This is a genomic window from Pseudomonas sp. ADAK2, from assembly GCF_012935755.1.
Taxonomy (GTDB): domain Bacteria; phylum Pseudomonadota; class Gammaproteobacteria; order Pseudomonadales; family Pseudomonadaceae; genus Aquipseudomonas.
The window spans coordinates 2089071-2102281 of record NZ_CP052862.1 but is presented as its reverse complement, the minus strand read 5'-3'; the positions used below and the strand labels follow the sequence as shown (position 1 = coordinate 2102281).

The window sequence follows — 13211 nt, the reverse complement described above, 5'->3', positions numbered from 1 at the left end:
ATGACCATGGCGACCTCTACTCAGGCAACACCTCAGGCTCCAGGCGTCTGGCTGGCGACCGCCGACACCCAGCGCTACCAACAAGTGGAACAGCGGGTGGTCGGCCAATTGCTGCAAACCCTGCTGTATGAAAACGTGCTGCCGTACCGCCATTCACTGCTGAGTGGCAGCCAATACCGTTTTGTCGTCAGTGGCGTTGATGCGCAGCAACAGCCGGTGGAGTACCACTGCACCGGTTTGCTCAGCGCCAGTTTCGAACTGATCCGCCTCGATTACCCGAGCCTTGAGCGCGTAGACGCCAACGGCAAACACAGCCAGCCGCATCTGCATCAGGCGTTGGCTGAACTCCTGAACGAGCTTCAGGACAGTCCGCACCTGCCACGCTTCACCCATGAACTGGAACAAACCCTGCTCAAGGATCTGCAATCACGCAGCCAGGGTTATCAAGCGGTCCTGCCAAGCCATCAGTTGGACGCCGATGCGCTGGAACAGCACTTCATGGATGCCCACAGCTATCACCCGTGCTACAAATCGCGCATCGGTTTTTCGCTGAAAGACAACGCCAACTACGGACCAGAGTTCGCCGCGCCGGTTGCCATCGTCTGGCTCGCCGTGGCGAAAACCTGCGGGGCGATGAACATCTCCCGGCACCTGAATTACGACGACTTCATCCAGCAGGAATTCGGCCTTCAACGCTGGCAAGAGCTCGCTGAAAGCCTCACCGACCAAGGCAAGTCAATGGGCGATTACTGGCTGATGCCGGTGCACCCGTGGCAGTGGGAAAACGTCGTCGTTCCGGTGTTCTACCCGGAACTGGTCAGCGGTGAAATCATCCATCTGGGCACCACCGATGATCGCTACCAGGCCCAGCAATCGATCCGCACCCTGGCCAACGTCACGGACAAACAGCGGCCCTACGTCAAGCTCGCGCTGAGCATGACCAACACCTCCAGTACGCGCATTCTGGCCCGGCACACGGTGATGAACGGACCGATCATCACCGACTGGCTGCACCAGTTGATCCGCAGCGACAGCACCGCCCGCGACCTCGGCTTTGTGGTTCTCGGTGAGGTGGTCGGCGTCAGTTTCGACTACGACCATCTGCCCACCACGCGCATGTCCCAGGCCTACGGCACCATGGGCACGCTGTGGCGCGAAAGCATTCACCAGTACCTGGAAACCGATGAACAAGCGGTGCCGTTCAATGGCTTGAGCTCGGTAGACAATCGCTACGGCGACGGTGAACAGACGCCGTTTATCGACCCCTGGATCCAGCAGTACGGCCTGCACGCCTGGACCCGCCAACTGCTGCAAGTCGCGGTGTCGCCGATCATTCACATGCTCTACGCCGAAGGCATCGGCATGGAATCCCACGGGCAGAACATCGTCCTCATCGTCAAGCAGGGCTGGCCGCAACGCATCGCCCTGAAAGACTTCCACGACGGCGTGCGCTATTCGCCGCAGCACCTCGGACGCCCCGAACTGGCGCCGACTTTGGTGCCGCTGCCGGCGAGCCACGCCAAGCTCAACCGCAACTCGTTCATCCTCACCGACGACGTCGATGCGGTGCGCGACTTCTCCTGTGATTCGTTCTTCTTTATCGCCCTGGCCGAGATGGCGATCTTCCTGCATCAGCACTATCAACTGGCGGAAAGCGAGTTCTGGCAGATGACTGCCGAAGTCATCAGCGCCTACCAGCAAGCACATCCGCAACACCGTGCGCGTTATGAAGCGTTTGATGTATTCGCGCCTTTCTACGAAGTCGAGGAACTGACCAAGCGTCGCCTGCTCGGCGATGGCGAACGTCGATTCAAGAAAGTGCCGAATCCACTGCACGCCTTCCGGTCGCAATCATGCTGAGGAGCAATCTGCTCAAGCAGAAACTCCAAAAGGGTGAGTCGGCCTATGGCCTGATCAGCTCGATTCCATCCCCAGCGGCCATCGAGTTGATCGCCGAAGCCGGTTTCGATTTCGTGATCATCGACATGGAACACGTGCTGATCAACCCGGAAACCGTGGAAAACATGATCCGCACCGCCGAGAGCTATGCGCTCACGCCACTGGTGCGGGTCGCGGACCTCAACCCGAAAACCATGCTGCGTCTGCTCGATGGCGGCGCCCAAGGCATTGTGTTGCCGATGATCGAAAGCCCCGAGTCCCTGGCCGAAAGCATCCGCGCCTGCAAATACCATCCGCAGGGCAGCCGCAGCCTGAATGCCGGACGCCCCGGTGCGTTCGGCAAACACAGCCTGGCGGAGTACATCGGCCTGGCCAACGAGCAAATCATGATCGTGGCGATGATCGAAAGCGCCGAAGGCGTGAGGCGTGCAGCGGAGATTGCCGCCGTGCCGGGGCTGGACATGATCCTCGAAGGCGCTGCCGATTTGTCGCAATCGATGGGAACGCCGTGGCAGATCGACCGCCCCGAAGTGCAACAAGCGCTGCTCGTCGGTTGGCAAGCTGCCAACGCGGCGGGCGTGCCGTACTGCGCGATTCCACGTCAGCCGGGCGACCACGAACGCTGGTTGGCTCGCGGCGTAAACAGTTTTGTTTTGGGTGACGAGCGTGGCATCGCTTTTCGTGCCCTCCAGGCCAAATTGGCCGCCACTTCAGCAGAAGGAAAATAACCCGATGAACTTCACCACAATGGCCGCCGACAGGGTGATGCAGGATCTCGTCGATTGTTTGCTGGCCGAACACTTCTTCGGGACCGAGCCGCTGAACCTGACGGCGCCCGCTGCCGATCAGCCGTTTACCGGGTTGAGTGCCGAACAGCGCATCTGGGAATGGCGCGGTTCAATCCTCGTCGCCCTGCGCCCCGGCATCACTCAAGTCTGGGAGAAAGTACCGGGCACGCCGGTATTGGGGCGCGAGAATGGTCAACTGACTGATCTGTCGCCCGAAGCGTTCATGACCCAAGTGCTGGCCGGAATGACCGACCGCTATCAGGACAATGAAAAGGGCTTCGCGCTATTCCTCGATGTGCTGCGCACCAGCGTGCGTCAGACCGAGTTGTCCCTGGCGCATCGGGTCAACAGCGAGCGCTTGCTGGAAAAGAGCAACGCCGACTTTTTCCTGACCATGGAGCAATGGGCGTCGCTGCGTGATCGTCCTTACCACCCGTTGGCCAAGGCCAAGCAGGGTTTGAACGACGCGGAATATCAGCACTATCAGGCGGAATTCGCCCGGCCGGTGGCGCTGAACTGGGTCGCCATCGACCGCACGTTGCTGCAATGCGGCGACGGCGTGACCGACCTGGCGCAACAGCGTCCCGCCGACTACTTGTTGCCATTCGCGCTGCACGCCGGCCTGCAACATGAGATGCAGCAACGGGGCATTCACGAGAGCCACATCGCGTTGCCGGTGCATCCGTGGCAGTTCGACCACGTGCTCGAAGCGCAACTCGGCGATGCCTTCGCCAAGGGTGATTGCCAGCGCCTGGACTTCACCGACGGTGACTTCTTCGCCACCTCGTCCTTGCGCTCGATGACCCCGTGCTTCAACAGTGCCGACTACCTGAAGTTGCCGATGGCGATCTATTCCCTGGGTGCTTCGCGTTATCTGCCCGCAGTGAAAATGATCAACGGCGGCTTGAGTGAAAAGTTGCTGCGTCAGGGCTTGGAAAAAGACGAAACCCTGCAACAGAAACTGCACCTGTGCGATGAAACCAAGTGGTGGGCGTTCATGCCGCCGGACGCGACGCTGTTCGACGAAGCGCCACGTCATCTGGCGGCCATGGTCCGTGGCTATCCGCCGACGCTGTTGGAAGATAAAGACACCCGACTGATCCCGATGGCCGCCCTCGGCACGCCGCTGCCCGGCAGCAATCAGCACTTCTTCGATGACTGGATGGCCTACCGTCAACTGCCGGCCAACGCCGCGTCTGTGATGACGCTGTTCCGCGAGTTGTGCCACAGCTTCTTCGACATCAACCTGCGGATGTTCCGCATTGGCATGCTCGGCGAAATCCACGGGCAGAACGCGGTACTGGTTTGGAAGGCCGGTCATGCCCAAGGGCTGTTGCTGCGCGATCACGATTCGCTGCGCATCTTCGTGCCATGGCTGGAACGCAACGGCCTCGCCGATCCGGCGTACCGACTGAAGAAGGGCCACGCCAACACCCTGTATCACGAGCGCCCGGAAGACCTTTTGTTCTGGTTGCAGACCCTGGGCATCCAGGTCAACTTCCGCTCGATCATCGAAACCCTGGCGCTGGTTTACGCGTTGCCGGAACGCGGTTTGTGGACGGCAATGGGCGAAGTGTTGAACGAGTTGATTGACACCATCGACTTCGACCCCGAAGCTCGCGCGATGATTAAACAGCAATTGTTCGAAGCACCCCACTGGCCGCAGAAACTGCTGCTCACGCCGATGATCGAGCGCGCAGGCGGCCCCGGCAGCATGCCGTTCGGCAAAGGCCACGTGGTGAACCCCTTCCACCGGTTGAATAATGAAGCCTGAACCACGATGTCAGCCCTCCAGGCGCACGCTGTTGCGCCTGTCCTTGGGCCTGCTTGCACTCCGGTACTCGCTACCGGCGTGGGCGCAAACCGACGCCGCGCCGCTGCGGGTGGTCACCCTGTTCCAGGGTGCCTCCGACAGCGCCGTGGCGTTGGGCGTTACGCCATGCGGTATCGTCGATTCCTGGAGCGAAAAACCGACCTATCACTATTTGCGTTGGGCGTTGGAGCAGGTGCCCCATGTCGGGCTGGAAACCCAGCCCAGCCTGGAGGACATCGCGCTGCTGAAGCCGGACGTGATCATCGCCTCACGCTTTCGTCATGAACGCATCGCCCCGTTGCTCAAGCAGATCGCCCCGGTGGTGATGCTGGAGGAAGTGTTCGAGTTCAAGAAGACCCTTGCCCTGATGGGCATCGCCCTGTACCGCAAGCAGCAAGCCGATGAGTTGCTGGGCCAATGGCAACAGCGCGTGGCGCAACTGCGCCTGCAATTACAGCAGAAGTTTGCCGGGCGCTGGCCGCCAACGGTGTCGATTCTGGATGTGCGTGAAGACCATATCCGCAGTTACCTGCCGGCGAGTTTTCCGGGCTCGGTCATCACCGAGTTGGGCTTTGACTGGAGTGAAGCGAGCAGGGCGGCGAGCGGGGTGTCGATCAAACTCACCAGCAAGGAAAGCCTGGCGGTGGTGAATGCCGATATTTTCTTCATCTTCTTGCGCGCGGAGAAAGCGGCAGTGCAGCGAAACTACGAAAGCCTGGTGCAGCACCCGCTGTGGCAGCAAATGCGCGCGCCGCAGCAAGGGCAAGTGTGGCGGGTCGACGGCGTGGCCTGGAGCCTGTCGGGCGGCATGCTCGGCGCGAACCTGATGCTCGATGACGTTGCGCGTCTGGTCACTGCCTCATGAGCAACGCGTTAAAGATGTGGAGCGCGGGCGTGGTGTTGCTGTTGAGTTGCGTATTGAGTCTGGCGGTCGGCGCAACGTGGATTCCGTTGTCGCAGATTTTCGCAGCGTTTGTGCATCCCGATCCGTTGAGCGTGAGCCATGTGCTGGTGACCACCACGCGCCTGTCGCGGACCTTGATGGCCATGGCCGTGGGCGCGAGCCTCGCGGTGGCCGGCGCGTTGATGCAAGCACTGACCCGCAATCCGCTGGCGTCCCCCGGCCTGTTCGGGATCAACGCCGGCGCGACGTTTTTTATCATCCTCGGCTCCTCGCTGTTCTCCCTGGCGTCCCCGGATGCCTGGCTGTGGTGCGCGTTTATCGGCGCGGCGGTGGCGGGCAGTCTGGTGTGGCTGATCGGCAACATGGGGCAGGGCAGCCTCAGCCCGTTGCGCATCGTGCTCGCGGGCGCGGCGATGGCGGCGCTGTTTTCCGCGTTCAGCCAGGCGTTGCTGGTGGTGAATCAGGATGGGCTGGACACGGTGCTGTTCTGGCTCGCGGGATCGTTGACCGAACGCAGTCTGTCGGTCGCCGCGCCGTTGTTGCTGTGTGGCGTGCTCGGTTTGTTCGGGTCGATGTTGCTGGCGGGTCAGGTCAATGTGCTGAACGCTGGCGAAGAGATTGCCACTGGCCTTGGACAGCGCACGGGTTTGATCCGGTTGATGATGGCGGTGCTGGTGGTGTGTCTGGCGGGCAGCGCGGTGGCGTTGGCCGGCAGCATCGGTTTTATCGGTTTGCTGGTACCGCACATGGTGCGCAAGGGCTTGTCCATCGATCATCGCTGGATGCTGCCGGGGTGTGCGCTGCTTGGTGCGATTGTGCTGTTGCTGGCGGACACCTTGTCGCGGGTGCTGATCCTGCCGCAAGAGGTGCCGGTAGGCGTGATGACCGCGCTGTTCGGCGCGCCATTTTTCATTCTGCTGGCGCGGCGTGGAGGTCGTTATGGATAAGGTTCTGACCTGGCGCCGCAGCGGGTTTTCCCGGCGCATCAATGTTGCGACATTGTGGCGCTTGCTCGCGGCGCTGCTGGTGACCGCGCTGATCATGCTCGGCTCGCTGTCCTTGGGCAAAGTCATGCTGTCGCCGCTGGAAGTGTTGCGCATATTGCTGTCGAGCCAGGACGCGAGCCTGACGTTTATCGTCGAGCAACTGCGCTTCCCGCGCTTGCTGTTGGCGGCGCTGGTGGGCGCGGCGTTGTCGGTGTCCGGGCTGATCCTGCAAAGCATCATCCGCAACCCGTTGGCCTCGCCGGACTTGCTGGGCATCACCAGTGGTGCGAGTGCGGCGGCGGTGTTGTACCTGTCGTTCTTCTCCGTGGCGTTGGGTCAGCAATATTTGCCGTTGGCGGCGATGCTCGGCGCCGGGCTGGCGGCATTGGCGATTTATTTGCTGGCCTGGAAGCAGGGGACTTCACCGCTGCGCCTGGTGTTGATCGGCGTCGGCATCTCCGCGATGTTGACCGCCGCCACCACCTTCATTCTGGTATTCAGTCCGCTGACGACGACCCTGTCCGCCTATGTCTGGCTGACCGGCAGCGTGTACGGTGCCAGTTGGCCGGAGCCGCTGGCGCTGGGCAGTTGGTTGCTGGGTATTTGTCCACTGCTGGTATTCCTGGCGCGGCAGGTGATGGTGCAGCAACTGGATGACAGTCTCGCTCAAGGCATCGGCGTGCGCGTGCAATGGTTGCGCGCCGGTTTGTTGCTGGTCAGCGTGGCGTTGGCCGGTGCGGCGATTGCCTGGGGCGGGGCGATTGCGTTTGTCGGGCTGATTGCGCCGCACATTGCCAAGCGCCTGGTGGCGCCGGGTTTCGGCGGTCAGGCGGTGATGGCGGCGTTGGTCGGGGCTAACCTGGTGGTGCTGGCTGATCTGGCCGGGCGCACGCTGTTCTTGCCGCTGGACCTGCCCGCCGGGATTTTTGTCGCGGTGCTGGGCACACCCTTTTTTCTCTATCTGTTGATTAAACAACGTCATTAAGGAATTCAACGTATGACGTCGATTGCAAGTCGCGGCCTGACCCTGAGTTATCAGCGCCAGGTGATTATTGACGCGCTGGACATGCAACTGCCCCAGGGCAAGATTTCGGTATTGATTGGCAGCAACGGCTGCGGCAAAAGTACGCTGCTCAAATCCTTCGCCCGGTTGCTGAAACCGCAGCAGGGCTCGGTGATTCTCAACGGTGTGGATATCCAGCAAAAGTCCACCGCCGCCGTGGCTCGGGAGTTGGCGATTTTGCCGCAAACGCCGAGCGCCCCGGAGGGGATTACCGTTCGGCAACTGGTCGCTTTGGGGCGTTATCCGTATCAGAGCTGGATGCAACAGTGGTCGACGGAAGACGAAGCCATGGTCAATCGCGCGTTGACGCAAACCAGCCTGCTGGCCCTGGCGGATCGCCCGGTGGATGCCTTGTCTGGTGGCCAACGCCAGCGGGCATGGATCGCCATGACCCTGGCCCAGAACACCGGCATCGTGCTGCTCGACGAACCGACCACGTTCCTCGACCTAGCCCACCAGATCGAAGTGCTGGACCTGCTGCGCGATCTCAACCGTCTCGAGAACAAGACCATCATCATGGTGCTGCACGACCTCAACCTGGCCTGTCGTTACGCCGACCATATGGTGGCTGTGCACAACCAGACCGCGTTCGCCCAGGGCCGGCCCGATGAGGTGTTGACCGAAGCATTGGTTAAAACCGTGTTTGACCTCAATTGCCGGATCATCCCTGATCCGTTTTTCGGCACGCCGTTGTGCATTCCGTTTGGCCGGGAACTGCCGCAATGAATCTGGCGGGGCACTTCTCCGAGGCGGAATGGGCGGTGTTGTCCGGCGGGTTGCGGCTCAAGGACAGCAACGAGCGTGATCCGCTAAGGGCGTTGATGGCGCGGGACTTGTTGCAAGAGGACGTGTGCGTGCAATTGCTGGACAGGTTAGGCCCGGTGATCGGCTCGCCAACCCGGGCGATCACCGCCTCGTTGCTGGGCAAGCGCTTATCGTTTCTGGCGACCGGCGCGTGTTTGTATGCAATGTCGGTGTATGACAAAGGGCTGCTGCTGACCCTCGACAACGCGGTGGTCGAATATGGCCATGATGACGGGTTGTGGACGTCGTCGTTTCCTTTGCTCCACGGCCAGCCACTGACCTATGGCGCCAACGAACGCGAGGCCTGGCGCGAAGCTCTAGTGCAGGGACTGTTCGCCGGGTTGCTGAAACCGTTGTGGCAAACCTTCAACAAAGTCACGGGTGTTTCCCGGCGCATCCTCTGGGAAAACACGGCGGTGCGCGTGTATTCGCTGTATGAAAAACGCATGGCGAAAATTGACGATCCGACGATCCGTGAACGTTATGAAGCAGACTTCCAATGGCTGCTGACCCAAGCCGACCCCGCGCTGTTCGGCCTCGATTACAACCCGCTCAGCCATTTCCGCCGGCCGCCGACGCTGGTGGACGAGGGGCAGCGCAGCATTCGCTTTCGCCGCACCTGTTGCTTCTACTACCTGGCCACCGAGCCTGCTGAATACTGCTCGACCTGCCCACTGCTGCGTCCGGGGAAAAAATGTCGATGAGTTATCAGATCAACCCTCGCCAGCAAAATCTCAGTCCGGAGTTGATCGCCAAGTACCAAGCGATCCCGGCGTCCACCCTCGGCCACTTTTCCGACCACGGCTTCCTGCGCGGGATCAAACCGGTGTTCAACGACATCCGCATGGTTGGCAATGTGGTCACGGTCAAAGTCTTCCCGCCGGATGGCAGCATCTTGCGTGAGGCGCTGTTGCTGAGTGAGCCGGGTGATGTGTTGGTGATCGAATGCGTGGGCGATCAGGAATGCGGCTGCTGGGGCGAATTGCGCACCCTGGCTGGACTGATTAAAGGGCTGGCCGGGGTCGTGGTGTCGGGCGCGGTCACCGATGTCAGCGCCTTGCGACTGCATGGGTTGCCGGTGTTTTGTCGCGACGTCAGTGCGTACACCACTCGCGGCATTGGCGCCCAAGGGGAGGTGAATCAGCCGATTCAAATTGGCGAAATTCAAGTTCATCCGGGCGACCTGGCCATCGGCGACGATGACGGCGTTTATATCCTCGACGCCAGCCGCGCGGCCGACCTACTGCCGGAATTATTGGCCAAAGAAGAAACCGATCAACGCCGCCGCGCAGAATTCCTGGAGAGACTCGCAACCCGACGTACGCAGAACCTGTAGGAGCGTTTTTCATTGATTGGAAGCAGCGTTCTTCGTCGATCTATTGCCGCGCAACGCAGCAATACTTTGATTCTTCGGTCAGTTTTTTTGTAACAGGTTGTTTGCCGCAAGCGCAGAAACCTTTAAAGTTAACCTTTCGGTCAGCTTTGCACTGTCAATTCAGCCTTTTGCTTCGTCCAAAAGCGCTTCTGCAAGACGCGAGATCCCCAGAACATAACCAGAAGGGCGGACCCATAACCGCCCAGAGGATGATCCATGTCCAACCGTGAAATATCCCGGCGCTCGTTCCTTCAGGGCGGGCTGGTGGCGGGTGTGAGCGTGACGCTTACACCGCTCAGCTCCCAGGCGCTGGCGGCCTTGATGGAAAACAGCGTGACCGTGCCGTCCGAGCAATGGCTCGGCAACAACGGCAAGGCGCGCCAACGTAACGATGCCTTGTCCAAGGTCTGCGGCAGCAAAGTCTTTGCCCGCGACATCCGCGCCAAGGACATGCCGGGCTGGCCCCAGCAGCAGGGCCACGCCATGTTGCTGAAAATCACCAAGGCCGACCGCATCTACGCAGGCATAGACCTGGCGTGGCTCGGCGCCGACTTGCAGCCCGACCGCATCGTCACCGCAGCCGACCTGGACAAGGACGGCATCGTCTTCCCGGAAGAGCACGCCCCCGATCCGCTGCTGCCGGAAGGCAAAGTGCCGATGTTCATCGGTCACCCGGTGGCGATCCTGATCTGGAATGACTTCGAGCGTTTCCGCCAGGCCAAGGCCAAGCTCAAATTCAATGACAAAGCCATCCGCTACGGTGCCCAAGTGCCGTTCTACGAAGGCGATCCCTACGGCAGTTTCCGCTATGTGCGGGTCGGCGGAGCGACCTCGGCGGACGAAGATGAATTCGCCAGCCTCAAGGATTCGATCCTGTTCCCGATGCTGAAAAACCGTCGCCCGGTGTGGAATTCCCAGCCGGACCTGCACGGCAACCTGACCGAGCGCGGGCTGTTTTACGCCGACCGCATGAAGCAGCAAATCGACGCGCCGCCGGACAACTGGCTGGTGTTCGACGAGCGCTACAAAACCCCGTCGATCGAACCGGCCGCCATGGAGCCGGACAACGGCAACGGCTGGTACGACCCGGCAACCAAGACCTTGCATTTTGTGGTTGCGACCCAGTGCCCGTTGGAAGCCGCCACCGAAACCGCGAAGATGATCGCGCCGTCGCGTTTCGGCCTGGCCAACCTGAACATGCACCCCGGCTATACCGTCGGCTACGGCTCAAAAGACCACAACATTTTCGTCTACTACGCAGCGCTCGCCGCGTTGTACGGCGCCGGTGTGCCGGTGCGTCTGGCCAACGACCGCTACGAACAATTCCAGAGCGGCATCAAGCGTCACCCGTTCGACATCCGCTATCAATTGGCCGTGGACAAGACCGATCACAGCTTCAAGATTTTTCGCGCCGAGATGAGCGTCGACGGCGGCGGGCGGATCAACTACAGCCCGTCGGTGGCGGCGGTTGGCGCCACGGCGGCGCAGTCGATCTACTACATGCCGCAGAACGATTTACAGGTCACGGCCTACCATTCCCGCGCCGTTGAAGCCGGCTCGATGCGTGGCTACGGCACGCTGCAAAGCATGGCCTCCACCGAGATGATGGTCGATGAAATCGCCGGTCGCCTCGGCATCGACGCCATCGACCTGCGCAAGAAAAACGCCATGGTCTCGGGCATGAAAAACACCCAGGGCGCAGTGCCGGCCGGTGCCTTGCGCCTGCACGAAATCCTCGACAAAGCCGCGGTCCACGAAGTCTGGAAAAACCGTGACCTGATCAAGCTTAAGCGTGAAGCCGCCGACCCGGATCACTGGTACGGCGTCGGTTTCGCCATCTGCCAGAAAGACTTCGGCACCGGTTCCGAAGCGCCGATGGCCAGCATCGAATTCACCGCCGAAGGCCACGTGACTCTGCGCCATATCGGTATCGAAATCGGCACCGGCATGTCCACCTCGCAAGCCCTGGTGGTGGCGGATTTCATCGGCATCCCGGCCACGGAAGTGAAGACCGGCGAAACCGAATGGAAAGAGTTGCAGCTGATCACCGGCGGCAACCCGTACATCATGAGCCAGGCTGAGCAGGATGGTTTTCTGCGCAACCCGCGCTGGGTCGGCAAACTCGCCTCGGCCTCGTCGGCGACCAACTCCGCCTACTACTTCAGCCACGCCACCCGCGAAGCGTCGCGCGTGCTGTTCAACCACGGTTTGTGGCCGGCGGCATTGCAGATCTGGGGCCAGGGCCCTTACGGCGGCCAGGCCAACCCGTACGTGGTGCGCCGCGAAGACGCGCATTGGGTCGACGGCAAACTCACCGCCAACGGCATGCAGCCGCTGAGCTTTGAGCAGTTGGCGAAACACGCCCACGACAAAGGCCTGGTGACCGGCGCCACCGTGCACGGTTTCAACCGCTGGAGTTGGGCCGAGGCCGAGTTCAGCATCGACGGTGTGCGCGAGCGTCTGCCGCTGGATGGCTTGGCCGTGAAGTACGGCGACGGCGCGCCGAACGCGAAGAAAGCACAGATGACCAGCAACGGTTTCCATCTGCTGGATCGTCAGAACGTGCATTACCCGGACACCCAGTTGAACAACGCAGCGGTGACTTACTACAGCCCGGTCGCGACGCTGGTGGAGTTGAAAGTGAACAAGGGTTCGGCCGAAGTGCAAGTGCTCAACCATCACTCGTGGGTCGAGTGCGGTCGGGTGCTGGTGGAAGAACTGGTCAAGGGCCAGCTCGAAGGCGGGATCGCCATGGGCATCGGCCATGCGCTGCTTGAAGAGATGCCGCTGTACGAAGGCGGGCCGGGGAGGGTGACTGGAACTTCAACCGTTACCGCTTGCCGATGGCGCGCCACGTTGCGGTGTGGAATCAGACCGCCGAGATCCTGCCTCCGCTGTCGCCGAGCGATCCATCCAAGGGCATTGCCGAAGTGGTGATGATCCCGGTGGTCGGCGCCATCGGTAACGCCGTGGCCCATGCCATCGGCAAACGGGTCCGCGACCTGCCTATCACTTCCGCACGCATCAAGGAGGCCCTCAATGGCTAACCGTCCGTTTCAACTGACCCTTAACGGTCAATCCGTCGGCCCGGTGGACATCCCTGATGACCTGCCGATGATCGACTACCTGCACGAATACAAAAACCTCACCGGCTCGCGTCTGGGCTGCGGCCAGGGCATCTGCCATGCCTGCGTGGTGATCGTCGACAACCCGGACGGCACCAGCGAAGAAGTGCGCACCTGCATCACCGGCGCGCATTACTTCGAAGGTAAGAAAGTGCGGACCATCGAAGGCCACGCGACCCGCGACGAGCAGGGCAAAGTCACCGAACTGAACCCGATCCAGCAGCGTTTCGTCGATGAATTCGCCTTCCAGTGCAGCTACTGCGCGCCCGGTTTCGTCAACGCCGCGACGGTGTTGGTGGAAAAGCTGCAGCGCCAACCCATCGTCAAAAGTCAGCTGGAAAAAGTCATCGAGGACAGCCTCGGCCACCACGTCTGCCGCTGCACCGGCTACGTGCGCTATTACAGCGCCACGCGCAACGTGCTGACCGATCTCGGCCTGGTCAAGGAGGGTTAA

General features: G+C 61.2%; 10 protein-coding genes and 1 pseudogene. All 11 read left to right on the top strand.

Features of this window, described 5'->3' with window-relative positions; all coding sequences use genetic code 11:
* The 11 genes and pseudogenes from HKK52_RS09745 (at position 1) to HKK52_RS09695 (ending at position 13211) form a co-directional block, all read left to right on the top strand.
* The gene (locus HKK52_RS09745) at positions 1-1860 is read left to right on the top strand and encodes an IucA/IucC family protein (RefSeq protein ID WP_169370652.1); all 1860 of its coding nucleotides are present in this window, start codon (positions 1-3) and stop codon (positions 1858-1860) included.
* Positions 1854-2627: an HpcH/HpaI aldolase family protein gene (locus HKK52_RS09740; protein WP_169370651.1), complete on the top strand. Its 774-nt coding sequence runs from the start codon at positions 1854-1856 to the stop codon at positions 2625-2627. Before HKK52_RS09745 ends, HKK52_RS09740 begins: the two co-directional genes overlap by 7 nt.
* A gap of 4 nt (positions 2628-2631) precedes the next feature.
* Complete coding sequence (locus HKK52_RS09735) at positions 2632-4461, top strand: IucA/IucC family protein (RefSeq protein WP_169370650.1); 1830 nt, start codon at positions 2632-2634, stop codon at positions 4459-4461.
* Positions 4451-5365 carry an ABC transporter substrate-binding protein gene (locus HKK52_RS09730; RefSeq protein ID WP_169370649.1) on the top strand — a complete coding sequence of 305 codons (915 nt, stop codon included), beginning with the start codon at positions 4451-4453 and terminating at the stop codon, positions 5363-5365. Before HKK52_RS09735 ends, HKK52_RS09730 begins: the two co-directional genes overlap by 11 nt.
* A complete protein-coding gene (locus HKK52_RS09725; protein ID WP_169370648.1) occupies positions 5362-6351 on the top strand; it encodes a FecCD family ABC transporter permease in 990 nt (329 codons plus the stop codon). The genes HKK52_RS09730 and HKK52_RS09725 overlap by 4 nt, the downstream gene beginning before the upstream one ends.
* Entirely contained in the window at positions 6344-7375 is a 1032-nt protein-coding gene (locus HKK52_RS09720; RefSeq protein ID WP_169370647.1) for a FecCD family ABC transporter permease, read from the top strand. Before HKK52_RS09725 ends, HKK52_RS09720 begins: the two co-directional genes overlap by 8 nt.
* A 12-nt stretch (positions 7376-7387) precedes the next feature.
* Complete coding sequence (locus HKK52_RS09715) at positions 7388-8179, top strand: ABC transporter ATP-binding protein (protein WP_169370646.1); 792 nt, start codon at positions 7388-7390, stop codon at positions 8177-8179.
* Positions 8176-8961, top strand: a complete 786-nt coding sequence (locus tag HKK52_RS09710; RefSeq protein ID WP_169370645.1) for an IucA/IucC family C-terminal-domain containing protein — start codon at positions 8176-8178, stop codon at positions 8959-8961. The genes HKK52_RS09715 and HKK52_RS09710 overlap by 4 nt, the downstream gene beginning before the upstream one ends.
* Positions 8952-9593, top strand: a complete 642-nt coding sequence (locus tag HKK52_RS09705) for an RraA family protein (protein WP_169370644.1) — start codon at positions 8952-8954, stop codon at positions 9591-9593. The genes HKK52_RS09710 and HKK52_RS09705 overlap by 10 nt, the downstream gene beginning before the upstream one ends.
* A gap of 255 nt (positions 9594-9848) precedes the next feature.
* Positions 9849-12679: pseudogene (locus HKK52_RS09700) on the top strand (xanthine dehydrogenase family protein molybdopterin-binding subunit).
* Positions 12672-13211, top strand: a complete 540-nt coding sequence (locus tag HKK52_RS09695) for a (2Fe-2S)-binding protein (protein ID WP_169370643.1) — start codon at positions 12672-12674, stop codon at positions 13209-13211. Before HKK52_RS09700 ends, HKK52_RS09695 begins: the two are co-directional and overlap by 8 nt.